Origin of the sequence: Flavobacterium sp. 22659, assembly GCF_052044235.1 — a bacterium.
Lineage (GTDB): Bacteria > Bacteroidota > Bacteroidia > Flavobacteriales > Flavobacteriaceae > Flavobacterium > Flavobacterium johnsoniae.
The window spans coordinates 122438-148791 of the sequence record NZ_JBQEMU010000009.1; the positions used below are offsets into that span (position 1 = coordinate 122438).

General features: G+C 33.0%; 26 protein-coding genes. 14 read left to right on the top strand and 12 right to left on the bottom strand.

The window, feature by feature from the left end:
* Window positions 1-25 precede the first annotated feature (25 nt).
* Window positions 26-463, bottom strand: coding sequence for an META domain-containing protein (locus ACTJIW_RS11450; protein ID WP_440715095.1), 438 nt, complete (start codon window positions 461-463; stop codon window positions 26-28).
* A gap of 214 nt (window positions 464-677) precedes the next feature.
* Here ACTJIW_RS11450 and ACTJIW_RS11455 point away from each other — a divergent pair, with 214 nt between their 5' ends.
* Together ACTJIW_RS11455 and ACTJIW_RS11460 are read left to right on the top strand one after the other, a co-directional pair.
* On the top strand, window positions 678-1205 hold the full coding sequence (locus ACTJIW_RS11455) for a superoxide dismutase family protein (protein ID WP_044048110.1): 528 nt from the start codon (window positions 678-680) through the stop codon (window positions 1203-1205).
* 109 nt (window positions 1206-1314) lie between these two features.
* Window positions 1315-2517, top strand: a complete 1203-nt coding sequence (locus tag ACTJIW_RS11460; RefSeq protein ID WP_012026727.1) for an LETM1-related biofilm-associated protein — start codon at window positions 1315-1317, stop codon at window positions 2515-2517.
* A 36-nt stretch (window positions 2518-2553) separates the two neighbouring features.
* On the opposite strand, the gene can is transcribed toward ACTJIW_RS11460, so the two are convergent.
* The 4 genes from can to ACTJIW_RS11480 all read right to left on the bottom strand — a co-directional run bounded on the left by can (window position 2554) and on the right by ACTJIW_RS11480 (window position 5939).
* The gene (gene can / locus ACTJIW_RS11465) at window positions 2554-3189 is read right to left on the bottom strand and encodes a carbonate dehydratase (RefSeq protein WP_012026728.1); all 636 of its coding nucleotides are present in this window, start codon (window positions 3187-3189) and stop codon (window positions 2554-2556) included.
* Window positions 3190-3315: 126 nt separating this feature from the next.
* Window positions 3316-4965, bottom strand: a complete 1650-nt coding sequence (locus ACTJIW_RS11470) for a SulP family inorganic anion transporter (protein WP_440715096.1) — start codon at window positions 4963-4965, stop codon at window positions 3316-3318.
* 79 nt (window positions 4966-5044) lie between these two features.
* Window positions 5045-5326 (bottom strand): hypothetical protein, encoded by a 282-nt coding sequence (locus ACTJIW_RS11475; RefSeq protein ID WP_440715097.1) that lies wholly within the window; start codon window positions 5324-5326, stop codon window positions 5045-5047.
* A gap of 133 nt (window positions 5327-5459) precedes the next feature.
* Window positions 5460-5939 (bottom strand): Dps family protein, encoded by a 480-nt coding sequence (locus ACTJIW_RS11480; RefSeq protein WP_012026731.1) that lies wholly within the window; start codon window positions 5937-5939, stop codon window positions 5460-5462.
* A gap of 109 nt (window positions 5940-6048) precedes the next feature.
* Here ACTJIW_RS11480 and ACTJIW_RS11485 point away from each other — a divergent pair, with 109 nt between their 5' ends.
* Window positions 6049-6990: a LysR substrate-binding domain-containing protein gene (locus ACTJIW_RS11485; protein ID WP_274250968.1), complete on the top strand. Its 942-nt coding sequence runs from the start codon at window positions 6049-6051 to the stop codon at window positions 6988-6990.
* 34 nt (window positions 6991-7024) lie between these two features.
* Here ACTJIW_RS11485 and ACTJIW_RS11490 read toward each other — a convergent pair whose 3' ends face one another.
* Both ACTJIW_RS11490 and mnmD read right to left on the bottom strand, forming a co-directional pair.
* Window positions 7025-7222: a hypothetical protein gene (locus ACTJIW_RS11490; protein ID WP_044048114.1), complete on the bottom strand. Its 198-nt coding sequence runs from the start codon at window positions 7220-7222 to the stop codon at window positions 7025-7027.
* Between the two features lie 166 nt (window positions 7223-7388).
* A complete protein-coding gene (gene mnmD, locus ACTJIW_RS11495; RefSeq protein WP_149206556.1) occupies window positions 7389-8054 on the bottom strand; it encodes a tRNA (5-methylaminomethyl-2-thiouridine)(34)-methyltransferase MnmD in 666 nt (221 codons plus the stop codon).
* Window positions 8055-8364: 310 nt separating this feature from the next.
* Here mnmD and ACTJIW_RS11500 point away from each other — a divergent pair, with 310 nt between their 5' ends.
* Window positions 8365-9435, top strand: coding sequence for a branched-chain amino acid aminotransferase (locus tag ACTJIW_RS11500; protein ID WP_012026735.1), 1071 nt, complete (start codon window positions 8365-8367; stop codon window positions 9433-9435).
* A 60-nt stretch (window positions 9436-9495) separates the two neighbouring features.
* On the opposite strand, the gene ACTJIW_RS11505 is transcribed toward ACTJIW_RS11500, so the two are convergent.
* The gene (locus tag ACTJIW_RS11505) at window positions 9496-9876 is read right to left on the bottom strand and encodes a nucleoside triphosphate pyrophosphohydrolase family protein (protein WP_012026738.1); all 381 of its coding nucleotides are present in this window, start codon (window positions 9874-9876) and stop codon (window positions 9496-9498) included.
* A 345-nt stretch (window positions 9877-10221) separates the two neighbouring features.
* Here ACTJIW_RS11505 and ACTJIW_RS11510 point away from each other — a divergent pair, with 345 nt between their 5' ends.
* The 4 genes from ACTJIW_RS11510 (at window position 10222) to ACTJIW_RS11525 (ending at window position 12946) form a co-directional block, all read left to right on the top strand.
* Window positions 10222-11403 carry an SRPBCC family protein gene (locus ACTJIW_RS11510; protein ID WP_440715098.1) on the top strand — a complete coding sequence of 394 codons (1182 nt, stop codon included), beginning with the start codon at window positions 10222-10224 and terminating at the stop codon, window positions 11401-11403.
* Window positions 11404-11478: 75 nt separating this feature from the next.
* Window positions 11479-12021 carry an RNA polymerase sigma factor gene (locus ACTJIW_RS11515; protein WP_012026740.1) on the top strand — a complete coding sequence of 181 codons (543 nt, stop codon included), beginning with the start codon at window positions 11479-11481 and terminating at the stop codon, window positions 12019-12021.
* Between the two features lie 33 nt (window positions 12022-12054).
* Window positions 12055-12468 carry a hypothetical protein gene (locus tag ACTJIW_RS11520; protein WP_433812981.1) on the top strand — a complete coding sequence of 138 codons (414 nt, stop codon included), beginning with the start codon at window positions 12055-12057 and terminating at the stop codon, window positions 12466-12468.
* Between the two features lie 19 nt (window positions 12469-12487).
* The gene (locus ACTJIW_RS11525; RefSeq protein ID WP_012026742.1) at window positions 12488-12946 is read left to right on the top strand and encodes a hypothetical protein; all 459 of its coding nucleotides are present in this window, start codon (window positions 12488-12490) and stop codon (window positions 12944-12946) included.
* Between the two features lie 74 nt (window positions 12947-13020).
* Here ACTJIW_RS11525 and ACTJIW_RS11530 read toward each other — a convergent pair whose 3' ends face one another.
* Complete coding sequence (locus ACTJIW_RS11530; RefSeq protein WP_073408818.1) at window positions 13021-14082, bottom strand: WD40/YVTN/BNR-like repeat-containing protein; 1062 nt, start codon at window positions 14080-14082, stop codon at window positions 13021-13023.
* Window positions 14083-14321: 239 nt separating this feature from the next.
* Between ACTJIW_RS11530 and ACTJIW_RS11535 the strand changes: the two genes are divergently transcribed.
* The 3 genes from ACTJIW_RS11535 (at window position 14322) to ACTJIW_RS11545 (ending at window position 19072) form a co-directional block, all read left to right on the top strand.
* Complete coding sequence (locus ACTJIW_RS11535) at window positions 14322-15599, top strand: hypothetical protein (RefSeq protein ID WP_440715099.1); 1278 nt, start codon at window positions 14322-14324, stop codon at window positions 15597-15599.
* 135 nt (window positions 15600-15734) lie between these two features.
* Window positions 15735-17708 (top strand): KUP/HAK/KT family potassium transporter, encoded by a 1974-nt coding sequence (locus tag ACTJIW_RS11540; RefSeq protein WP_073408589.1) that lies wholly within the window; start codon window positions 15735-15737, stop codon window positions 17706-17708.
* A gap of 149 nt (window positions 17709-17857) precedes the next feature.
* Entirely contained in the window at window positions 17858-19072 is a 1215-nt protein-coding gene (locus tag ACTJIW_RS11545) for an RsmB/NOP family class I SAM-dependent RNA methyltransferase (protein WP_073408590.1), read from the top strand.
* Between the two features lie 184 nt (window positions 19073-19256).
* Here the strand turns inward: ACTJIW_RS11545 and ACTJIW_RS11550 are convergent, their stop codons facing one another.
* Window positions 19257-20303 (bottom strand): AMP-binding protein, encoded by a 1047-nt coding sequence (locus tag ACTJIW_RS11550; RefSeq protein WP_440715100.1) that lies wholly within the window; start codon window positions 20301-20303, stop codon window positions 19257-19259.
* A gap of 8 nt (window positions 20304-20311) precedes the next feature.
* On the bottom strand, window positions 20312-21265 hold the full coding sequence (locus ACTJIW_RS11555) for a lysostaphin resistance A-like protein (protein ID WP_440715101.1): 954 nt from the start codon (window positions 21263-21265) through the stop codon (window positions 20312-20314).
* 111 nt (window positions 21266-21376) lie between these two features.
* Here ACTJIW_RS11555 and arsC point away from each other — a divergent pair, with 111 nt between their 5' ends.
* Together arsC and ACTJIW_RS11565 are read left to right on the top strand one after the other, a co-directional pair.
* Entirely contained in the window at window positions 21377-21721 is a 345-nt protein-coding gene (arsC, locus tag ACTJIW_RS11560; protein ID WP_440715102.1) for an arsenate reductase (glutaredoxin), read from the top strand.
* 93 nt (window positions 21722-21814) lie between these two features.
* Window positions 21815-24283 (top strand): TonB-dependent receptor domain-containing protein, encoded by a 2469-nt coding sequence (locus tag ACTJIW_RS11565; RefSeq protein ID WP_440715103.1) that lies wholly within the window; start codon window positions 21815-21817, stop codon window positions 24281-24283.
* 124 nt (window positions 24284-24407) lie between these two features.
* Here ACTJIW_RS11565 and ACTJIW_RS11570 read toward each other — a convergent pair whose 3' ends face one another.
* Complete coding sequence (locus ACTJIW_RS11570; protein ID WP_044048118.1) at window positions 24408-24581, bottom strand: hypothetical protein; 174 nt, start codon at window positions 24579-24581, stop codon at window positions 24408-24410.
* A 346-nt stretch (window positions 24582-24927) separates the two neighbouring features.
* On the opposite strand from ACTJIW_RS11570, the gene fumC reads away from it, so the two are divergent.
* Complete coding sequence (gene fumC, locus ACTJIW_RS11575; RefSeq protein WP_440715104.1) at window positions 24928-26313, top strand: class II fumarate hydratase; 1386 nt, start codon at window positions 24928-24930, stop codon at window positions 26311-26313.
* Window positions 26314-26354: the final 41 nt, after the last annotated feature.

Genomic DNA, 26354 nt, shown 5'->3' on the forward strand with positions numbered 1-26354 from the left:
ATTTTTATTACTTAAAAACAGAAGTTTACTTTTTGGTAAATCTCATCATGGCAATATCTCCCGAAATTAAATTCAGCGTTTTACCATCATCTGTTATATCATAAGAAGTTATTTTTTGAAGCGTGCTCATATACGTCTGCTCGCCCTGCTGTCCGTTTAGGCACATCATTTTTGTCATTGCCATTGGCTGTGTAAAATCTATTTTGTTTCCGTCTACAACCAATTTACCTGTATAGTTATTACAACTGCTATTGCCGGAAACCTGATTGTCTTTTGTATTAAAAGTAATAGTAGGCTTTTTATTGGGATACAAACCATCAAAAGTAATTCGCGGTCCGGTAATAAAATTTAGTTCCCAGGTTCCATCAAGTTTTGAAACGGCATCTGTTTTTTTACATTTAAAAACATTGCAGGAAAGCAATATTGAACTAATAAAAACGAGAGTAAAAATCTTTTTCATCATAACATTAAGAATTAAATATGAATGAATTAGGAAAGTTAGTTTTCAGAAAATATCTACAAAAACTATCACGAATTTAAGCATATTTTTTGGCTTTTGTGCTCAATCAATCTTAAATTATAAAGTATAGTTTGACTTTTTTTTAACTTTTAGAGTTAAACTATTCCGTTATTTTATGTTAAATTTACTTAATCTTTAATTTAAAATGCCCGTATTTATGAAAAAACTAATCGTATCTTTCGCTATAATTACAGCTTTAATTGTTGGCTGTAAGACAAATACAAAATCAAACGATGCAAAAACCATAACGGTTGCCTTAGAGCCAAAAAGTAACAGTAAAGTAGCAGGAACTGCTGTTTTTACTGAAAAAAACGGCAAGGTTACCTTTACTGCAAAAATGACTGGACTAGAGCCGGGAGTTCATGCAATACATATTCACGAAAAAGCTGATTGCAGCTCTGCTGATGGAAGTTCTGCAGGCGGACACTGGAATCCTACTTTCAAAAAACATGGAAAATGGGGTGTTGGAGAATATCACAAAGGTGATATTGGAAACTTTACTGCAGATGCAAATGGTAACGGATCTATCACATTTACTACAGACGAATGGTGCATAGGATGTGAAGATGAAACTAAAAATGTACTTAACAAAGGTTTAATTGTTCATCAGGGAACTGATGATTTTACTACTCAGCCAACCGGAAATGCCGGCGGACGTGTAGCCTGTGCAGGGATCATTAAATAAGCAAAAATTTACAATAACCACTATTTTCACAAAAATCTAGTGGTTATTTTATTTTAATATATTCTGTAACAAGAAAAAGATATAGCTTTGCAGCTATAAATTTAATGCAATGATTAACCCATCAGCACACGGCTGGATAGATAAATTTTTTAGTGAGCAGAAGTTTTCAGAGGCCATACCTTTTGAAACTACAGATTCTTTTTACTATAAAGTGAGAGAAACAGGGTTTATTTATGGCCACATCATTGCTATTGATTCTCAAATTCCAATTCCTATAAAAGGCTGGTTTAAAACCGAAATTTCTAAAGTTGCCTTATTAAATACACTTTACCATGTTTTTTGTTTAGAGAAAAGAAGCTCTGAACCCAACAATTTTATTACCGAAGTTGTAAAGTTCTATAAACAAATGAACCCGGAAGGCTTTAATTTGTTTAAAATTCTGCTTCCAAAAGACAGTCCTTCTCATTCATTAGAAAGCATAATTGATGAAAGAGTACAGACAAATGACAGTATTATAAGCAAAAACTTTTCGCATTTAGTAACCAATGCACTTTTGTTTATTGATGTTCTGGCTTTCAGACAATATTTAGAACATGGTGAAATTCCAGAAAAATATTTAAAACGTATTGAGGAAACCGTTCTGGGCATAGTAGGTTTGGCTTTAAAAACCAAAACTATAAAATCGCAGCACGACGATTTATTAATTAAACTTTTTGAAGCTTCTATTCGTTATTCTAAATTTTCAAAAGTTACTGTCGAGACTTTAGAGACTTTACAATTGGATTATTTCAAAAATAAATTAGAACATTATTACCTGATTGATATGGCCGGAATGGCTTTATGGAGTGATGGTGTTGTTGAAAATGAAGAATCGTATTTCTTGTATTCCTTAGGTTCTACAATGGGTGTTGGCGATGATTTTGTAACCAAAAGTATTGACACAACACATACTTTTATTACAACACATAAAAAGAAAATTCCATACTTTAATTATTCAAATCCGGTTAAGCATTTCTACGATCAAATGACGCACAGCGTTGTAAAACTGATTATAAGAAACAAAAACAGATTGATTAAAGAAATTGTTCAAAGTAAGGAATTAATGGTTTTACTGGCCTACTCTACAACAAGAGATTTAGATGCAAAGGAAAAGAAAAAGGTCAAGAAACAACTTTTAGACATCTGTAAAACAATTCCGTCGCTCACTATATTTTTACTTCCGGGAGGAAGTTTATTACTGCCGATTTTAATTAAGTTTATACCAACCATGTTACCATCTGCATTTAATGAAAATCTAGACGAAAACGAATAAAAAAAATCGCCCTTTTGAGGCGATTTTCTTTTTATATTAAAGATCAAGCTGATAAACCTGATCTAGTTCTTCATTTGAACTAATGGTAACATTTAAATCGGTTACAAAACCAGAATTTAATCCGTAAACCCATCCGTGAAGCATTAAATCCTGACCGCTTTTCCAAGCTCCCTGCACAATCGAAGTTTTAGCTAAATTGTAAACCTGCTCTTTTGCATTGATTTCAACAAAAGCATTAAAACGCTCAGTTTCGTCAGTAATTGAATTTAAATATTTGTCATGCAGACGGTATTCATCTTTAATATGACGAAGCCAGTTGTCGATAATTCCAACAGACTGCTGTCCCATTGCTGCTTTTACACCACCGCATCCGTAATGTCCGCATACAATAACGTGTTTTACTTTTAAAACGTTTACAGCATAATCCAGTACACTTAACATATTCATGTCTGAGTGAACTACCATGTTAGCAATGTTTCTGTGAACAAAAACTTCACCTGGTTTTGCTCCAATAATTTCATTTGCAGGAACACGGCTGTCAGAACATCCAATCCATAATAAAGGCGGTGATTGTCCTTTAGCTAAATCAGCAAAGTAATTCGGGTCTTTTGCTAAAGAATCTTCAACCCATTTTTTATTGTTCTCTAGTATTTGTTCATAAAACTTTCTCATCCTTTTTTTTGTTTTTTTGGAATTATCAATGCTTAAGCATATCAAAAACACCTTTAATTTTTGTAAAGTTATTTAAATTTTGATAGTTCTCAAACCTGATAAATATCTTTATTTATATAATTTGTTTTAAAAACCTTCTTTAACTTCTTCTTTTCTTACAACTTCTCTTTTTACAATATCATAATAATGCTCTATTGTTACATGATTATTGTTTTCCGGAGTATTTTCTAATTCGTAAGCTTCTTTAAAACCAGTCAGTTTTACCTTAATGTTTTCGTCGACTGCACGGGTTTCTTTAAATTCACGAATTAAATCCAGAACATCGTGTGCAATATACTCTGTATCGTGAGCATTAATAACCACTTTTGAATTTTCAGGAATTTCGCTCAATGTTTGTTTTATCGCAGCTTTGTTTAAAAACGAAACTTCCTGCGCTAAATCGATATGAATAATATCACCGTCTTCGTATTCTTCTTTCTTGAAGTTATACGCACGTTTTAAGTTTCCTCTTAAAACAAAGATGATACTAATAACAATTCCTAACGCAACTCCTTTAAGCAAATCTGTCGCAACGACAAAGACCAAAGTTGCAATAAAAGGGATAAACTGGTATTTCCCCTTTTCCCAGAAATGCATAAAGGTTGCTGGTTTTGCTAATTTATATCCAACTAAAATTAAAACGGTTGCCAAAGTTGCCAATGGAATTTTATTTAAAATTACCGGGATAGATAAAACGCTTATTAATAAAAGCACACCATGAATAATGGTTGACATTTTTGATTTTGCACCTGCATTATTATTGGCAGATGATCTAACAACTACAGATGTCATTGGCAGTCCTCCTAAAAGTGAACTTATAACATTACCAACACCTTGCGCCTTAAGCTCAATGTTTGTATTTGTATAACGTTTTTGGACATCCATTCTGTCTGAAGCTTCAATACATAAAAGTGTTTCAATAGAAGCAACAATGGCAATTGTAACAGCTACAACCCAAACCTGCGGATTTGTAATAGCAGCAAAATTTGGCGTAACCAGAATAGACTTGAATTCATCAAAAGATTTTGGAACAGGCAAAGAAACCAAATGTTCTTTTGCAATTGCCAAGGAGCTTCCTGTAGATATAAAAAATTCGTTTAACAACACTCCTAAAATTACAGCAACAAGCGCACCCGGAACTAATTTCAATCTCTTTAAAAACGGAACTTTGTCCCAAGAAATTAAAACCGCAAGTGAAATTGCCGAAATTAAAACAGCACCTAAATGAATGTGATTTAAAACGTCAAAAAGAAATGAAAAGGAGTTGCTTCCATCGTTTTGAATAAAAGCCTGATCACCTTCAAAATCAGCATCGTAACCAAAAGCGTGCGGTATTTGTTTTAGAATAATAATAATTCCAATACCCGCCAGCATTCCTTCGATTACGTTGGTTGGAAAATAATTGGATATACTTCCGGCTTTTAAAAATCCTAATGCTAATTGAATTATTCCTGCAATAAATACAGACAATAAAAACACATCAAAAGCGCCAAAATCAGTAATAGCGGTTAATATAATAGCTGTTAATCCAGCTGCAGGTCCCGAAACGCTGATGTGTGACTGGCTTAAATAACCTACCACAATACCACCGACAACACCTGCAATAATTCCAGAAAATAACGGCGCTCCAGAAGCCATTGCAATACCTAAACACAATGGAAGAGCCACCAGGAAAACCACTAAACCTGAAGCAAAATCAGATTTAAGGTTGGCAAAAAGATTGATTTTTTTTGTCATAATACAATACTAAAAATGAATACATTAAAGACCGGCCGTATTTATTTCAAATACAGCATCTTTCAAATAATCGGAAGTATTATGCTAAATTGGGAGGTGGAGCAAATATGCTCGGAGAAATATTATCTAGTTTTACGATGTTTTCAGAAACAATCGTTTTCTTTTCAATGTAAACCGGTATCAGCACTTCATGTTCTAAAACAACAGGATGCACAATATTTTTAAGTTCTTTATGAACTTCTTCTTCAGTAATACTAAAAGACACGCAGGTATTATTCCCTTTCTTTATCGCCTGAACAATTGTCGGGGTCGATAAGAAGGCAATAAATATGAATAATAATATGCGTGCAAGTATTTTCATCGAAACAAAAATAGCGTTAAACAAATAAAATCAAAGCCGGAAGGCAAAATTTTTATACAATTTTAACAAAAATAAAAAAGCAGAATGACCAAACTTGATCATTCTGCTTTTTAACACATTAACAAACAACTTATTACAAGCTTTCGTCTAACCATGCATTCATCATCCAAATGGTTTTTTCCTGCTCTGCAATAAAGTCACTCATCATAGAATTCGTACCTTCATCGTTAATTTCATCAGATTTTTTCAAAATTTCTCTTTCAATTTTCAATAAATCCGATAATGAATTTACAATTAAGTGAACTGCTTTTTCGTCGTTTGAAATATTTTTTCCAACTGTTAATTTGTTGTTTTTAATATAATCTTCAAAAGTATGTAATGGAGTCCCGCCAATTGTCAAAACTCTCTCGGCAATCATATCAATTTTTAATTGTGAATCTGTATATAACTCTTCAAATTTTACATGAAGATCAAAGAAACGTTTACCACGAATATTCCAATGAATTCCTCTTAAATTTTGATAGTAAACTTGAAAATTTGATAATAACACATTTAATTCTTCTACTAACAATTCTGACTCTTTTACAGGTAATCCTAAAATATTTGTTTTCATAATCTTGTATTTTAATAACTAAGTTACTACAAATTTAAAGTAACTTGATTAAAAAAATTATAAAAAAAAATTATATTTACCTATTTTTGCATCAAAAATTACTATCAAAATGACGATAACTCAATTACAATATGTATTAGCTGTTGCAGAGCATAAAAACTTTACACTTGCCGCCGAAAAGTGTTTCGTAACACAGCCAACATTAAGTATGCAGATTCAAAAAATTGAAGAAGAACTTAATATTTTAATTTTCGACAGAAGTAAAAAACCAATTCAGCTTACAGACATTGGACAAAAAATTGTAAATCAGGCTAAAAATATTGTAAACGAAGCTGACCGAATCAAAGATATTGTAGAACAGCAGAAAGGTTTTATTGGCGGAGAATTTCGATTAGGAATTATACCTACTATTATGCCAACGCTTTTACCAATGTTTTTAAATAATTTCATTAAAAAATATCCAAAAGTTAAGCTTTTAATTGAAGAGCTTAATACAGATGAAATTATTGTAAAATTAAAAAACGGTCATCTGGATGCTGCCATTGCTGCCACGCCTCTTGAAGATGAAAAGATAAAAGAGATTGTTTTGTATTTTGAGCCTTTTGTGGCTTATATTCCGGAACATCATCATAGTTTTCAAAAAGAAGAAATTGAAGTTGCCGATTTAAACATTAATGAAATCCTGCTTTTACAAGACGGACATTGTTTTAGAGACGGAATTTTAAATTTATGCAAAAACGGCACTGATATCGACCAAAACAATTTTCAGATTCAAAGCGGCAGTTTTGAAACTTTAATAAAATTAGCCGATGAAGGTTTGGGCACAACGTTACTTCCGTACTTGCACACTTTAGACTTAAAAGAATCCGATAAACTAAAATTACGAAACTTTAAGGAACCAAAACCTGCCCGAGAGGTAAGTTTAATTTACCCAAAGAGCGAATTAAAAATGCAGATCATTGATGCCATTCGATCTACAATTGCCGGTGTTGTAAAAGGCGCTATTGTTTTTCAGAATGTGCAGATCATCAGTCCGCTGCAAAAAAAGTAATCATAAAAAAAGGAGCCAAATTGGCTCCTTTTTTTTATACTTTAATTAGCTGTAGACTTGGTTTTAATTCTGGTTTTTCGATTACAAAACTTAATAACCATTCTTGTAATTGTTCCATTTCGTAAGGCAACAGTGTTTTGATAGCTTTTTCTAACTCTTTGCAGAAAAGTACCGGATCGAAACTTACTCTTTCAAGTATTGATTTTGTGTAATCAAACATCATTTTTGACATAATAAAATAAGATTTTTGGGGGTTATCTATATTTTTAAACTCGCAACAAATGTAAACAAATAACATTCACAGACACTATTTTTAACTTATTTTTTTAAAAATTTTAGCAGCGAATACGTTTTCTTAATGCGTTTAAATCAATATAGAACTATTCTAAATAACTCACTTAAACCTTTTTAAAGGCTCTAAACATTTCTCGTTTTCCCGGAGGCCCTGCCAATTTTTCGACCGTAAATCCAACAGAAATCATACTTCTTTTAACAACTCCACGAGCTGCATAAGTAACAAGAACTCCATTTGGTTTTAAACTATTGTACATTTTTTGAAAAATTTCAGTACTCCAAAGCTCCGGCTGAACACGATATCCAAAGGCGTCAAAGTAAATCAAATCAAAAATTTCTAAATCGTTTATTTCATCAAAAAATTGTTTCCTTTTGGTTAACGAGAAACGGCTGCTAATTTCTATTTTTTCACCCCATTCTGATTTATGCATTTCTTCGAAAATATTACGAAATTCCAATGCTTCGAGTTCTTCGACATAATTCATAGCCAAAACTTCTTCTGCATTTACCGGATATCCCTCTACTCCAACATAGTCAATTTTTTGATTTTTATTTTCAGACTCCAAAAAAGTAATAAAAGCGTTTAGCCCAGTCCCAAAACCAATTTCCATTATACTTACCGGATTGTTCTCAAATAGAGAAAGTCCATTCATTATAAATACGTGTTTTGCTTCCTGTATTGCACCATGTTTAGAATGATAACTTTCATTCCACTCTTCCAAATGAATTGTCGTTGAACCATCTAGCGTTTTAATTATTTCCCTTTTCACAATTTTCGAATTTTACAATGGTGTTTTATTGATTTTGAGTTTATTTTATCAGTCAAATTTAATTAAAACAAATGCGTAAAGCCTTAAAAAAAGACAGTTTTTTCATAAATTCTTTATAAAACTCCGCTAAAATTTTAGGTTTATTGTAAGATAAATAAATCTCAGTCAAATGCAGGAATTAATGCAGTTTTACCAAGTAAATTATATATTTTTCCGTAATTTTGCATTCAATAAAACCTATTCTTCATCAGATCATTACGTTAGATTTTCATCTGAAAGAATACAAAATAGATAAAAACTTTACATAATTATGAGTACAACTCAAACAAGCAAAATTGAAATCAGAAAAGCTGAATCGTCTAAGATAAGCTCTGTAGACTTTGAAAACTTAAGCTTTGGTGCTGTATTTACAGACCATTTATTTGAATGTGATTACAAAAACGGACAATGGCAGACTCCGGTCATTAAGCCTTATGCGCCTATTTTAATGGATCCTTCTTCTAAAGTCTTTCATTATGGTCAAGCAATTTTTGAGGGAATGAAAGCTTATAAAGATGAAAATAATGATGTTTGGTTGTTTAGACCTGATGAAAACTACAAACGTTTTAACAATTCTGCTGTTCGTATGGCAATGCCAGAAGTTCCGGAAGATATTTTCATGGACGGTTTAAATGAATTATTAAAAATTGACCAAGAATGGATTCAGAGAGGAAACGGAGCAAGTATGTACATTCGCCCTTTTATGATTGCTACAGGACCTGGAGTAATTGCTAATCCTTCTGACGAATATAAATTCATGATTTTACTTTCTCCTGCAAAAGCATATTACGGAGGTGAAGTAAAAGTTATTATTGCTGAGCATTACAGCCGCGCTGCAAATGGCGGAATTGGTGCTGCAAAAGCTGCAGGAAACTATGCTGCACAGTTTTACCCAACTAACTTAGCAAACAAAGATGGTTTCCAGCAAGTTATCTGGACTGACGATGCAACTCATACAAAGTTAGAAGAAGCTGGAACAATGAACGTTTTCTTCAGAATTAACGATACTTTATTAACTGCTCCGACAAGCGAAAGAATTTTAGATGGTGTTACCAGAAAAAGTTTAATTGCTATGGCAGAAAAAGAAGGATTAAATGTTGAAGTTCGTCCGGTAATTGTTTCAGAACTAGTAGAAGCTGCTAAAAACGGATCTTTAAAAGAAATTTTCGGAGCCGGAACTGCCGCTGTTATCAGCGTTATTAAAGGCTTCTCATACAAAGATGAGTATTTTGAATTAACTCCAATCGAGAATTCATATGCTTCATTCTTAAAAGAAAAATTAACAAGTCTTCAAAACAAACTTTCTGAAGATACTTACGGATGGACAGTTAAAGTTCAATAATCCATAATTAGTTAAAAATATAAACCCGACAGATTTTAAAAATTTGTCGGGTTTTTTATTTTACAACAACTTCGAAAAGTCAGGTTTAAAATAATTTGGACCTTTCATTACTTTTCCGTCTTCACGATAAATAGGCTGTCCGTCCTCACCTAACTTACTCATATTACTGCGTTGGATTTCATCAAAAACAGCTTCAATTTTATCCTGTAAACCATGTTCAATGATAGTACCGCATAAAATATACATCATATCCCCAAGAGCATCAGCAATTTCGACTAAATCATTATTTTTAACCGCTTCAAGATATTCTTCGTTTTCTTCTTTCATTAAATTATAACGAAGCAGTTTTTTAGTTTCTCCCAAATCAGCAATTGGAGTCTGGCTGTGTCCTATTTTAAAAGCAGTATGAAATTCAGTAACCGCATCAAGTTGTTTTTTCATGTTTTTATTCTATTAAATGAGACGGCAAATTAGCAGCAAATCGTATACAATTCTCTAAATTTGTCAAAAATAATTTTTAACTATGTTTAGTCAGGGACAATTAATATTCGGAGTTTGTTTTTTTATTGCATTTGTAATCGTTATGATTTTTGCTTACCGCAGAGATCTTAAACTTCATAAAGTTTTTTACAAAGGAAATTATAAGGTATTATTAGTATTTCTGCTTTTTATTGCCCTTTTGTTTGTCATCAAAATATTTTTAAAAAGATAACAATCTATTATTTAATTTTTAGTTATTAGTTTAGTCTCCCAATAAAATTTATAACTTTACGAAAAACCTGCACGATGAAGATTTTAAAATACTTATTTCTTTTACTATTATTAAGTTTAGTTGCCCTAACCGTTTTTGTTGCTACCCAAAAAGGAATTTTTTCTGTAGAAAGAAGCAAAGTCATCAATTCGCCAAAAGCTGCTGTATATAATTATGTAAATGATTTTAGAAATTACGAAGATTTTGAATCGTGGGCAGTTGAAGATCCAACATTACAATTTACTTTCCCAAATAAAACTTCCGGTAACGGAGGTTCTTTTTACTGGTCTGGCGAAGAAGGAACAGGAAACGCTGTTACCCTAAAAACAAAAGATGGGGAAAGCATTGAGCAAAAAATGAAATACGACGGTACAGAAGCTGATGTTACCTGGACTTTTAAAGATACTTTAGCAGGAAAAACAAAAGTTACCTGGAAAGCAAAAGGAACAATGAGCTTTTTATTTAAAGTTTATGCAGCTTTAAACGGCGGTTCTGATAAAGTTATTGGAACTATTTATGAAAAAAGTCTTGCCAACATCGACAAGAATCTGGATTACGAAACTAAAACATATGCCATACAGGTTAACGGAGTAGTAAAGAAAACTGAAACTCCTTATATCAAACAGACTTTTACAAGTGAAATTCCGAAGATTAATAAAAATGCCCGAATTGTAATTCCAAAACTTATTCACTTTAGCGAAACTAACGGCTTAAGCACAAGCGGGAAACCTTTCATTATCTACCATACTTATGATACTGCAAAAGGACTGGCGAAAATTTCTATTTGTTTACCAATAAACAAAGAAATTTCTATTAGTTCAGGAAGTGATATTTTATCTGGAAAACTAAACGCTTTTGATGCTGTAAAAACTACTTTAAAAGGCGATTACAGCCATACAAATGAAGCAATTGCAAAAACTACAGCTTATATTAACAATGAAAAAATAATCCCTGAATTAAGCTGGTCACATCTGGAAGTTTTAGAAGCAAGCAGACTAGATGTAAAAAGTCCGTCTAAATTAATTACAGATATTTATTTCCCAATTAAACCAAAAGTGGTTCCTGCTGCGGTTACCACACCAGATTACTCAACAGAAACAGGAACCGAAACTGCTCCGGCAAAACCAGCGGTGCAAAAACCTGTTACACAAAAGCCAGCAGCACCTGCAGCGACTACTCCAGCCGCAAAACCAGAAGAAGAACAGTCTGAATTTTAATTTTTTTTAAGGTTGATTAAACCTTTTGTATAAATTGTATTCTAACTGATTATAAAGTTTGATAAATCAAGAAGTTTGATCGACGAGAAGGAATTTATACAACAATTATTAGATCCTAAAACGCAGAACACAGCGTTTCAAAAACTTATATCTGATTATCAAAAACCTTTGTATTCTCATATTCGAAACATTGTTTTGAATCATGATGATACAGATGATGTTTTGCAGAATACTTTCGTAAAGGTATTTCAGTACTTAAAAAACTTTAAGGGAGAAAGTAAACTTTTCTCGTGGATGTATCGAATTGCAACAAACGAAGCGTTGACTTTTTTAAATCAAAAAGCAAAATTAAAAGGCATAACTTCTGAAGATTTACAAAATAAAACTATCGACAATTTAAAGTCTGATGTTTATTTTGACGGCGATGAAATCCAGATCAAACTTCAAAAAGCAATTGTTACACTGCCCGAAAAGCAACAATTGGTTTTTAAAATGAAATATTTCGAAGAATTAAAATACGAAGAAATCGCAGAAATTTTAGGAACGTCAGTTGGCGCCTTAAAAGCATCTTACCACCATGCGGTAAAAAAAATTGAATTATATGTTACGTCAAATTAAACCTTTTATAGCTAATATTATCTTATAGACATTATGAAAGAATTTAAATTAGAAAACGAACCGAAAATAGCAGCTGGATTTAAAACTCCAGATCATTATTTTGATACTTTTTCGGCAAAAGTTTTAGAACAGATAAATGAAAGAGAAGTAAAAGTAATTCCTCTTTATAAACGAAAAAAAGTCATTTCGATCGCAGCGGCGGCCGCAATTTTTATTGCCTTTATGATTCCAACTGCGAACCATTATTATAAAGCATCAAAAGAACTCGACGAAGCAACTTTAGAAACTTACCTTGCTTATCAGTCAAATTTAAATCAATACGATTTAATTAAAGAATTAGACACAAAAGACATTGACAAACTAAATAAAAATGTTGCATTAGAAGAAGAAACCTTAGAGGATATTTTAGCAACAAATCCAAATATTGAAAATTTAATTTCTGAATAAAAAACAAAATTATATAAATATGAAAATCAAAAATATATTAACGGTAGTTCTGTTTTTAGCGACTTTATCATTTTATGCTCAAAGTGATAAAATCGATGAAAAGCGAGAAAAAGTTAAAGCGTTTAAAGTTTCATTTTTGACAACAGAACTTGAGCTTACTTCGACAGAAGCAGAAAAATTCTGGCCAATTTACAATGCATACGATGACAAACAGTTTGAACTGCGTCATGATAAAATGAAAACGTATCTGCGTAAACTGGATGACGATAATTTGAATTCTCTTTCAGAAAAAGAAGCGGTAGTATTGCTGTCACAAATTGAAAGCACAGACAAAGAATTATATCTTTTACGCGAAAAATTCATGTCAAACCTAAAAAAGGTGCTTCCGGCAAAAAAGATATTAAAGCTTAAAAAATCTGAAGATGATTTTAATCGAAAATTGCTAAAGCAATACCGGGATAAAGCAGGCAAAAATTAATTGCCATTACAATACAACAGCGATAAGAACCCTATATAATAATACTTACTTTATTATTTAGGGTTCTTGTTTTTTTATTTAAAGTTAAGACGGACAACTTTGTTATATCCGGCTGCAATTGCAGTATTTCTATTTACGAAACGAATCGTAAAAAACTTTGAATCTGTAGAAAGCTGTGTCCAGTTTTCTCCTCCATTTTGAGAATATTGTATCCCCTCAGAACCTACGCAAATGATTTCTCTTCCATTTCCTCCCGGAACATACTGTACACATGATGCGTAACCAAAGCCCATTTCCTGCCCTATCAGCTCCCAGGTTTTTCCGCCGTCTTTAGTAAAAGCTTTATTATTAATTTTACTATTTGGTTTATCATAATCTCCTCCTGCAATAAATCCTTGCTTAGAATCGTAAAAATCTGCTGTAAAAATACCGGTCATTTGTTTGCCCTGAACAATTGGAGTTTCAACCACTTTCCAGGTTTTTGCTTTATCAGGAGAATAAAAAACACGTGCTTTTTTTCCTCCCGAAACCAGCCAGGTATCATTTCCTTTTATCACTATATTAGTATTACTTGCAGCAAAAGCGGCTTCACCGGCTGCATTTGTCGGCAGTTTATCTGACAATAATTTTGTCCAGGTTTCTCCACCGTCACGCGTTACAATTACTGAAAAAGTATCTTCTGTTGGATCGCCAATAGCAATTCCTTCTTTATCGTTCCAAAACTGCATACTGTCGTAAAACACCTTTGGGTTAACTTCTTTATAAACCAATTTAACTTTATGGTCTTTTTTGGAAACAGAATATAGGAGTGCTGGATTTGCAACACTCAGCAAAAAAATATCTTTAGAAGTTTGTGCAATGCTTCTAAATTCTAATTTAAGCGTGTCACGGTAAATATGCTCTTCAAATTTTTCTTTTTTATCTAAATCATAAAATCCAAAACGAGAGTTATCTCCGCCATACCAAACTTTATTTTTGTCTATTACAATTGCTCTTATACTAATTCTATCATTAAACAAAGTATCAATTGTCATAGAGGTAAATCCGCCGTAAAATGCTTTTTTACTGTTGTAATTAAATGAAGTAAAAGACATTAACAAAACAAAAAGACCACAAAATAAAATCAGTTTTTTCATATAAATTAAAATTTGTTTCATGCTAAAATACGATTATTTATAACATCTCAAATAGGTTTCCTTTTTTTTCAGAAAATAATAATTTTCAGACCTTATTTGTTCAATAAAATCAAGTCCAAAATTCAACAAATCAATAACACCTTAAAAACATGATAGTTAACACCACAAAAGTCTATAAATAAAATTGTGGCACAGTAATTGGATATCTCCTAATACAAATAATTTAATATGATTTTATCATGAAAACGAAATTACTTTTAATAGCCTTTACAGCATTAGTTTTTGGTTCTTGTGCCGCACAAAATCAAACTACGGTGTATGCAAAAAATTCAGATATAAGCGATAATTTAGATTTAAGAGCCGTTGCTTCTATGTTTGGTGAATCTGCAAATCTTCAGGATTTTGAAAGAAGATTAAACGATCCTAAATATCAAATTTCTAACCTTGACTTAAATGGTGATGACCAGGTAGATTATTTACGTGTAATCGAATCTGTAGAAGACAGAACTCACGTTGTAATTATACAAGCGGTTTTAGATCGTGATGTTTATCAGGACGTTGCTACAATTGATGTAGAAAGAGACAACTACAACAAAGTAAGTGTTCAAGTTGTAGGTAACACCTATTTATATGGTGATAATTACATCTACGAACCCGTTTACAGTGTTGCTCCGGTAATTTATACTTCATTCTGGGTTACAAATTACAGACCTTATTATTCTACATGGTATTGGGGATATTACCCAACTTATTACACAGCGTGGAGACCTTATCCTGTTTATAGATACAGAAATAACATAAATGTATGTATTAATGTTCATAACAGCTATAACTATGTAAATACAAGAAGAAGTTACAGAGCTCCTGTTATTTATGAAACAAGACGTACATATGGTTACGAAAGAATGAGACCAAACTACAGCTTTGCTGACAGACACTCAAATGTAAGCAACAGATATGACTTAGATCAAAGAAGAGTTGCCAGCAGAGACCTAAACAGAACTCAAAATACGTACAACTATAACAGATCTAACTCAGGAAGAGTTTCTGCAGAAAACAGAAATTATACTGATAACAGATCAACAACTAACAGAAGTTATAATAATACAAATCGTGTAACCAGCAGAGAAAATTCTGCAACTGTAAACACACCAAGAACTGATAATACTCCAAGAGCAGATTACGGAAGAAATAATTCTAATGCAACTGCGCCAAGAGGAAATTCAGAAAACAGAAATTACACTAACAGAACATCTTCATCAGTAAGTGAATCGCCAAGAAGTTATTCTGAAAACAGAAACACTAACAGATCTTCATCTGCTGCACCAGTTCAAAGATCAGAATCTCCAAGAAGCTATTCTGAAAGCAGAGGAAATTCTGAAAACAGATCAAATGCATCAAGATCTCAAAATATGCAGCGCTCTGAATCTCCTCGTGCAAGCCAGGAGTCAAGAGGAAACAGCCAGCCGCAAAGAGAAAGCGGTTCTAGTTCTAGAGGAGGCGGGAGAAGAGGATAATAAATATATTTCAATTTTTACTTAAAATTAAAAGCACAATTTGGGGATTGTGCTTTTTTTTATCTTTTTAATTATTATTGTCGCTAATTTGTTTTAAAACAGTAAATTTGCAACCGTCTTTTATTAAAAATATACATGAGCGCATCGCATAAAAACTTACATAGTAAGTTGTCTATAGGGGGTTTATTGATAACATTAGGGATAATTTATGGAGACATTGGTACTTCTCCATTATATGTAATGAAAGCCATACTTGGCAATCATACCATTAATGCCGACATTGTTTTAGGAGGTATTTCATGTGTATTTTGGACTTTAACATTACAAACTACAATAAAATACGTTCTTATTACTTTAAGTGCTGATAATCATGGCGAAGGTGGTATTTTTGCACTTTATGCCTTGGTAAAGAAAACTAAAATTCAATGGCTCATTGTACCCGCCATAATTGGAGGAAGCGCACTTCTTGCCGACGGTATTATTACACCGCCAATTTCAATTTCATCTGCTGTTGAAGGAATCAGGGCGTTTTATCCAACAATGCAGACACAAACTATTGTTTACATTGTAATTACAATTCTTTTTATACTTTTTACCATACAACAATTTGGAACAAAGCTTGTTGGAAAGTTCTTTGCTCCAATGATGCTGATTTGGTTTGCCATGCTTGGCACTTTAGGTTTTATCCAAATTATGCATTTCCCGGAAGTTATTAAAGCTATAAATCCTTATTATGCTTATCATCTTCTTTCGGTTCACCCTGACGGATTCTTCGTATTAGGTTTTGTATTTTTATGTACTACAGGAGCTGAAGCTTTGTACTCAGATATGGGACACTGCGGACGAAAAAATATCCGAATCAGCTGGATGTTTGTAAAAACAACATTAGTATTAAACTATTTCGGTCAGGCTGCTTATTTAATTCATCACGAAGGAAGCACTTTACAACAATTAGGTGGAGAAAATGGAAATCCGTTTTACCTTATTATGCCGCATTGGTTTTTACCATTTGGAATTGTTGTAGCAACTTTAGCAGCCGTAATCGCATCTCAGGCTCTTATAAGCGGATCATTTACTTTGATCAACGAGGCAATGCGTTTGAATTTCTGGCCTAAAGTAAAAATTAAATACCCTACTGAAGTTAAAGGACAATTATACATTCCGTCAATCAACTGGCTGTTGTTTTTTGGCTGTGTTGGAATTGTATTACACTTCGAAAAATCAGGAAATATGGAACATGCTTATGGTCTTGCCATCATATTATGTATGATTATGACGACCATTTTGCTGAATTATTACTTAATTATGAAGCGTGTAAAATTGTACTTTATGGTACCGCTTATCACGATTTATTTATTAATCGAATTTAGTTTCCTTATTGCAAACATCACCAAATTTGCTGAAGGCGGTTATGTAACATTAATCATTGCGATCTTGCTTATCTCAATCATGACGATTTGGTATTTAGCTAAGAAAATCAATAAAAACTACACAAAAGTTATCAAAATTGACGATTATAAAAAGGTATTAATGGAATTAAGTGAAGACTTATCAATTCCTAAATATGCTACGCATTTAGTATACATGACAAATGCAAATCGTGTTGATGAGCTGGAGGAAAAAGTAATTTATTCTATTTTACAAAAACGCCCAAAAAGAGCCGATATTTATTGGTTTGTACACGTAAACATCCTTACGGAACCTTATAAAACACAATATAAAGTTACCGAAATTGCTAAAGACGATATTTACAGAATCGATTTTAACTTAGGTTTTAGAGAGCCAACTAAAATCAATTTAATGTTTAGAGAAGTAATTCGTGATATGGTAAAACGCGGCGAAGTGGATATTACCAGCCGTTATGAGTCATTAAACAAAAACAATATTATTGGAGACTTTAAATTTGTATTGTCTGAGAAATTCTTATCTAATGACAATGATTTAAGATGGCACGAAAATATTATTATGAACTCTTATTTCTTCATTAAAAAACTGAGTTTATCTGAAGAAAGAGCTTTTGGCTTAGACAGCAGCTCTGTAAAAATAGAGAAATTCCCAATGGTGCTTCATGCTCCGGAAAACATTGGACTGACAAGAATAACAAAATAAAAACTGCCTGCAGAAATCTATTTACAAAACACTCTTTTAAAACTTTATCAGAGTGTTTTTTGTTTTGAGAATGAAAGCTAAACAACAATCCTAATTAAAAATTTAACTTTCAACCAATTAATAGTACCTTTGCAGCTCAAATATTAGAAATGAGATTACACAGAAATTTAGTTTATACTACCATCGACTCTTTGAATGCAATTTTCAATGAAGGAGAATATGCAGATAAAGTGGTAGCCAGAGCATTAAAAAAAGACAAACGTTGGGGAAGTTCTGACAGGAAGTTTGTTGCTGAAACGATATATGAGATTGTTCGCTGGAAACGTTTATACGCAGAAATTGCCGAAGTAAAAGAGCCTTACGACAGAGATAATTTATGGAGAATGTTCGCGGTTTGGGCAGTTTTAAGAGGATATCCAATTCCAGATTGGAGACAATTAGAAGGAACTCCTGAAAGAAAAATCAAGGGACGTTTTGACGAGCTTTCAAAAGTTAGAGCTTTAAAGGAATCTATTCCGGACTGGATGGACGAATTGGGCGTAAAAGAACTTGGAGAAAAAATCTGGTCAAAAGAAATTACGGCTCAAAATCAGCCGGCTAAAGTTATTTTAAGAACAAATACTCTTAAAGGAACTAAAGAAAGTCTTAGAAATACTTTAATGGATTTAAATATTGAAACAGAATATTTAAAAGATCAGCCGGAAGCTTTAGTTTTAAAAGAAAGAGCAAACGTATTCTTGACAGATGCTTTTAAACAAGGACTTTTTGAGGTTCAGGATGCTAACTCACAATTAGTTGCCGGTTTCCTTGATGTAAAACCGGGAATGCGTGTTGTAGATACTTGTGCAGGAGCTGGAGGAAAAACATTGCACATTGCTTCTTTAATGGAAAATAAAGGGCAGCTGATTGCAATGGATTTGTACGAAAGTAAACTAAAGCAGTTAAAGTTAAGAGCCAAAAGAAATGGTGCTTTTAATATTGAATACCGCATTATTGACACTACAAAAGTGATCAAAAAACTGCATGAAAAAGCTGATCGTGTTTTAATTGATGCGCCTTGCAGCGGATTAGGTGTTTTAAAAAGAAATCCTGATTCTAAATGGAAATTACAACCTGAATTTATTGATAACATTCGCAAAGTTCAAAGTGAAGTTTTAGAAAGCTATTCTAAAATTGTAAAACCAGGAGGAAAATTAGTTTATGCGACTTGTTCTGTTTTACCATCTGAAAATCAGGAACAAGTAGAGAAATTCTTAAAAACAGAAATAGGACAGCAGTTTACCTTTATTGAAGATCGTAAATTACTGGCTTCAGAATCTGGTTTTGACGGATTTTATATGGCACTTTTGGAAAGAAAAAAATAAGATTAAATTCCAATTTACTGGAAAATCCCAATACAACAAATCCCAAATTTCAATTGTAAAAATTAAAATTTGGGATTTATTTTTTATGTGGTTCTTATCTAGATCTACAACTCCAAACGGATTTCTCAAAATATCTCGTAGAGATTGTATATTAATAAAAAAGAATACTCCTCAAATTGAAGTTTTAAACTTTAAAACTAGATTTGCGTAATAACTTCCCGTTTTCGTTTTCTTTAAATTTTGGGACAAAAACAATTTCTTTGGGTTTTTCAAACTTTCCTAAAACATCAAAAAAATCAGCCGAAAAATCATACTTCTCCCCTTCAATTACTAAAATCAATTTTTCTCCTAAAACTGTATCAGGAACACCAGTTACAAAAAATCGGTTTGTAATTCTGCCTGTTAATTTAGCTTCAATTTGCTCAGGAATCAGCTTTACTCCTCCGCTGTTAATGACATTATCGATTCTTCCCAAAAAAACAAACTGATTTTCATTTACTAAATCAACTAGATCATTGGTTACAATTGGTTCATCAGAAATCGAAGCAACATAAATAACTAAACAGCCTCGGTCATCTTTCTCAATTTTAACATTTGGCAGAATCGTAAAAGCAGTTTCACCAACTTTTTTAGCCGCAATATGCGTAATTGTTTCTGTCATTCCATAGGTTTCGTAGATTTCTGTTTTCTTTAATGGCAAAAGCTTTTCTTCGAGAGCACTATCCATTTTTGCACCGCCAATAATTAGCTTTTTGATATTTCCCAGCTTTTCAATTGAATTTTGAACTTGTAACGGAACCATTGCCACAAAATCATATTGCTTATTATTATAAGCTAAAGGCTCTGTACTTGGCACTGTGACATCTAACTCCAGGCCTAAAATCAAACTGCGCACAAGCATCATTTTTCCAGCAATAAACTGAGTCGGCAGACACAATAATGCTTTATTTCCCGGCTCTAATCCGAAGAAATCTCCTGTTGCCAATGCAGACTGAATCATGGCTTGTTTTTCCAACCTTACTAATTTAGGAAGTCCGGTTGTTCCGGATGTTGTCATTTCGATATAGTCCTTATGATCGAACCAATCCAGAAAAAATTCACCAATTGCGCGCTGATAGGCATCGCCTTCTTTAATAAAACTGTAGCCAATTCGGCATAAATCAGCTGCGTTTAAATGGTAACCGTCGAGCTTAAAATAGTTATGGACGTTTTTATGAGTTAAGTTTAGCATAATAAATTTTAATTTAAGTTTAAAAATTCTGCTGTTTCATTATTTTTTTCGTCAATTGTTCTGGTTAGTTTTTCTTTCCAGTTCGTCCATTTGTATTTTTTGCTGAAAATAAAAAGCAAAATAGGATAAACTATAACAACCGGTAAAATGACATCGGCGCCAGCAGAAGGCTCCGACATATCTTTAAAAATAGAATGTGTTTGAAAAACAGACCAGTCTGAGGTTACTAATAAGGCCCCAACAAGATTATTAGCGGCATGAAACCCCAAAGCAAGTTCCATTCCTTCATCCATCAATGTAATTACTCCAAGAAACAATCCGGTTCCTATATAATAAACCATAACCACGTATCCCATTTTTTCAACCTCAGGGTTCAAGATGTGCATTGAACCAAATATAACCGAAGTCATTATTAAAGGAAACCATTTATTACGGGCCAGATTAGCAAATCCCTGCATTAAATATCCTCGAAAAACATATTCTTCGGTACTGGTTTGAATAGGAATTAAAACTGTACCTAACACTACTAAAATCAAAAAAGGAATCAGTTTAAAATTCCACACAAACTCTTCAGGAGATTGAAAATATAAAACGGAAAAACTTATAATCGAGAAAAATGCCCATAACAAAAAAGAAAAAACTATTCTGCCCCAATCTACTTTTGCTCTTGACGTTGTTACTGACAATAGTGTTTGATTGTGCAGATATTTTACCACAAAATAAATTCCGGCAAAGGCAAAAAGAAACGAAATCATAACTAAAAACAAAGTCAAATTAGGTTCAAATATTTTTAATGCAGCATCATTATCTGTTGGAAAACCTTTTTTGTCCTTAAAATTTTTAAGAAGAACTGCTGCCGAAAAAGGAATCTGACCAATAAATGAGGCTGTTATAATAAAAACTGATCCTATAAGATATTTCCAAAATTTATTTTCTGGTTTAACTCCTTGCTCTAAAAACATATAATTAAAAGTTTTAAAATGAGATTTTAATTTAAATAGTAAGTTCTATTTTTGTTATTCCTAAAATGTAATTTTTAATAAATCTATTTAGTAGACTTTAAATATAAGAAAATGATACAAATTTACCATAACCCACGCTGTGGAAAATCAAGAAATTGTCTGGCTTTTGTTGAAGATACAAAACAAGAGTATGAAATAATTCCTTATTTAACAGAGACCCCAAGTTTTGACGATCTGAAAGAACTTCTTAAAAAACTAAATCTAAAACCAGCTGAATTAGTTCGAACAAAAGAAAAAATATGGATTGAAAACTACAAAGGGAAAGATTTAACTGAAGATGAAACGATTCAGGCTATTGTCGATAACCCAATTTTAATTGAAAGACCTATTGTTGTAAAAGACGGAAAAGCTATTATTGGACGAGATTTAGACAAAGTTGCTTCTTTTTTAGATTGATTCTAAAATAGACTGTTAACATTTTTTTGTGATCTTTCTCTTTAAACCAAAAGGTACATTTGCCGTCTAAGAAGAAAAAGAAACCAGAAAAAAATGAAACAAATCAATTTTGCTGTAATGCTTGTGCTGTTTTTAACAGGCTTTTACAACTATGCACAACAAGGACCTCCTGCAAAAAACAAAGTTAAGGTTACCGGAAAAGTTTTTGAAAAAGTAACTAAACAGCCTCTAGAATATGCTACGATTTCGATCATGGCACCAAATGATACAAAAGTTATTGCAGGCGGTATAACCAACCCTAAAGGAGAATTTGAAGTTGCCGTTGCTCCGGGAACGTACGATATAAAAGTAGAATTCATTTCGTTTAAATCTACTGAAATTAAACAAAAAAGCATTCAGGACGACACTAATTTAGGTGTTGTAAACTTATCTGAAGATGCTGCACAGCTAAATGAAGTTGTGGTTCGTGCCGAAAAATCGACAGTAGAAATAAAACTTGATAAAAAAGTTTACAACGTTGGTCAGGACATGATGGTAAAAGGCGGAACAGTAAGTGATGTTTTAGATAACGTACCTTCTGTTTCTGTCGATTCTGAAGGAAATGTAAGTTTAAGAGGAAGTGACAATATCCGTATTTTAATTGACGGAAGACCTTCACAAGCCATAAACGTGGCTGAAGCATTGCGTCAGCTTCCTGCAGATGCTATCGAAAAAGTAGAAGTTATCACCAATCCATCTGCACGTTATGACGCCGAAGGTGGATCAGGGATTATTAATATAGTTCTTAAAAAAGGTAAAAATCAAGGTTTCAACGGAACTTTTATTGCTTCAACAGGGCTTCCTGAAACGTATGGTTTAAGTGCCAACGTAAATTATAAAACTGAAAAATTAAACTACTTTACTACCGCAGGTTACAACTACAGAACCAACGAAGGCGGTGGTTTAACAAACACATCTTATTATAATGCCGACGGGTCTCCTAAAGGTTATTTAGATGAAGATCGTGACACTAAAAGAATTAGAAATGGTTTTAATGCCAGAGGCGGTGTTGAATGGACAATTACTCCTACTACATTCTGGACAAACGCTATCAATTATCAAAAAAATACAGGAGAAGACAAAGACCTGATTAACTATAATAATTTTGATGCCGCACGTGCTTTTACAGGAAGCACTTATCGATTAAATAATACTGATACTGGAAGCGAGAACGTAGAATTTACGTCGAACTTAATCAAAAATTTCAACGATAAAGGACATAAACTTACTGCTGATTTATCAGTTTCCAGAAACACAGATAACAGTGATGGTATCATTACAGCTTCGCCAAGTTTTAATACAACTTTAAACGATCAGGTACAAAAACAAGTTTTACTGCAAGCTGATTATGTACTGCCTTTAGGAAAAGGAAGCCAGTTTGAAGCAGGTTATAAAGGAAGTTTTGGAGACTTAAACAACGAATATTACGTTACAGACGAAAACTATGTTAAAGATCCAAACAAATCAAATACTTTAGAATACAAAGAGAACATCAATGCACTTTATGCACAATATGGTTTAAAAGTGAACAAATTCTCTTATTTATTTGGTTTACGCTGGGAAGACACAAATATTCAGGTAAACTTATTAGATAACAGCCAATTCAATACAAAAAAATACAACAATCTGTTTCCAAGTGCTTTTATCAGCTACGAAATTTCAGATCAGAGTAACTTGACTGCCAGCTATAGTAAACGTTTAACTAGACCTAGAGGACGTTTCATGAATCCGGCGCTTAACTATTCAAGTAACATTAATATTTTTCAGGGAAATCCTGACTTAGATCCATCATTAACAGACAAATATGATGTAGGATATATTAAAAGATGGGAGAAAGTAACTTTCAGTACTTCTGCTTATTTTGAAAATACAAAAGATGTTTTCAGTTTTGTCAGAACTCCAAATGGTGATAATGTAGACGGAATTCCAGTTATTTTAAGCCGTCCAATTAACTTAGGAAGAGAGCAAAAATATGGTTTCGAATTTACGTTTAACTACACTCCGTTTAAATGGTGGAGATTAAACAGTAACTTCAATCTTTACAATGTAAAAACAACCGGAGAAAACACTTATACAGATACACAGGGTAACTTAGTTGTGCAAAATCTTGACAATCAAGCCAACACTTGGTTTGCAAGAATCAATTCAAAAGTTACATTGCCATACAAAATTGACTGGCAGTTAAACGGAACTTACAACGGAGAACAAAAAACTGCACAAGGAAAAAACCTTGATCAGTTTTCAATGAATACAGCTTTAAGCAAAGATATTTTAAAAGACAAAGCTACTATTGCTTTTAACATCAGCGATATCTTTAATTCAAGAATTATGAGATCATATACGTATCTTCAAAATGATACTACTCTTGAAAGTCAAAAATCGTATAGTGAAATGCAGTTCCGTAAACGTCAATTTAACTTGTCATTTACCTATCGTTTCAACAAACCGAAAAGCGAAAGAGACAAAAACGCACAGCCTAAAAATGATGGCGGCGGTGAAGGCGGCGGAGATTTCCCTGGATAACATTTGCTAAATTCCAATATAAAAAATCCAAATTCCAATTGATTAACTCTCATTGGAATTTGGATTTTTTTTGGCACAAAAAAAAGAACCCAAAAGGGTTCTTTTTTAATGAAATCAATTTTAATTAAATTGATTGTTCTTCTTGTCTTTTTTTAGCTCTCTTTTCTTTGATCATTTCCCAGCTAGCTCCCGTAACCCAATAAGATACGAAACCAACCAAGAAAAACATTAACCAAAACCCTATAGTTAGTATGGTTAAGAAAAGTAAAAAGCCTAAGTACTGTGAAAATTCAAACATGTTTTCCGGAATTTTTGAATGTTACCACAAATGTAGGGTATATATTTTTCCTCAGCAATAAAATCTAAATCAATTTTCGTGAAATAACATTTATCCGTATATTTATACTCATTTTAAATAAGGATTTTTTCCGCATATTATTCAACTATCTAAATTAGAAGAACATGAGTATTTTAAGGAGCTGAAACCTGCTGTCTGCTATATCTTTTGCGGCGAACACCGCCACAAAAGGATGCCGCTTCCATCAGGGCTAGACCATCCTTTTTCAAAAGAACTTCATTTTTCAACTCAGAAAATCAAACATTTAAACTGAATACATTTTTACAAACAACATATTTACAACAAAATGAAATACAGAATAGAAAAAGACACCATGGGCGAAGTTCAGGTCCCAGCCGATAAATATTGGGGTGCGCAGACAGAACGTTCTCGAAATAATTTTAAAATTGGAAATTCAGGATCGATGCCTCAGGAAATCATCGAAGGTTTTGCATATCTAAAAAAAGCGGCAGCTTACGCTAATTATGATCTAGGTGTACTGCCAATAGAAAAAAGAGATGCTATTGCCGCTGTATGCGACGAAATTCTGGAAGGAAAACTGGACGATCAATTCCCTCTTGTAATCTGGCAGACAGGTTCAGGAACGCAAAGCAACATGAATGTCAATGAAGTAATTGCTAACCGCGCTCAGGTTCTTAAAGGCTTTGAAATTGGTGAAGGCGAGCAATTCATCAAAGCAAATGACGATGTCAATAAATCACAGTCATCAAATGACACTTTCCCAACCGGAATGCATATTGCTGCTTACAAAATGGTAGTTGAAACGACAATTCCTGGAGTTGAAAAACTGCACGCAACTTTAGTAAAAAAAGCAGGTGAATTTAAAGACGTTGTAAAAATTGGACGTACACACTTAATGGACGCTACGCCTTTAACTTTAGGACAGGAAATTTCAGGTTACGCAGCTCAATTAGCATTTGGATTAAAAGCTTTAAAAAATACTTTAGCACATTTGTCTGAAATTGCTCTTGGAGGAACCGCTGTTGGAACCGGACTGAATACTCCAAAAGGTTACGATGTAAAAGTTGCCGAATATATTGCAAAGTTTACAAATCATCCTTTTGTAACAGCTGAGAATAAATTTGAAGCACTTGCAGCACACGATGCAATTGTAGAAACACACGGCGCTTTAAAGCAACTGGCAGTTTCGTTAAATAAAATTGCAAACGATGTTAGAATGCTGGCATCTGGCCCGCGTTCCGGTATTGGCGAAATTCACATTCCTGAAAACGAACCGGGATCTTCTATTATGCCTGGAAAAGTAAATCCAACGCAATGTGAAGCTTTGACAATGGTTTGTGCTCAGGTTATTGGAAACGATATGGCAATTGCGGTTGGCGGTATGCAGGGACATTATGAACTAAATGTTTTTAAACCGGTTATGGCAGCCAACTTTTTACAATCTGCACGATTATTGGGAGATGCCTGCGTTTCATTTGATGAACATTGTGCGCAAGGAATCGAGCCAAATCACAAACGCATCAAAGAATTAGTAGACAATTCACTAATGCTCGTTACAGCTTTGAATACTAAAATTGGTTATTATAAAGCAGCAGAAATTGCGCAAACCGCTCACAAAAACGGAACAACTCTTAAAGAAGAAGCGGTTCGCTTAGGTTATGTAACACCAGAAGATTTTGACGCGTGGGTTAAACCCGAAGATATGGTTTAATTTAATTGTGAATTGTTAATGGTGAATTGTTAATTATCATC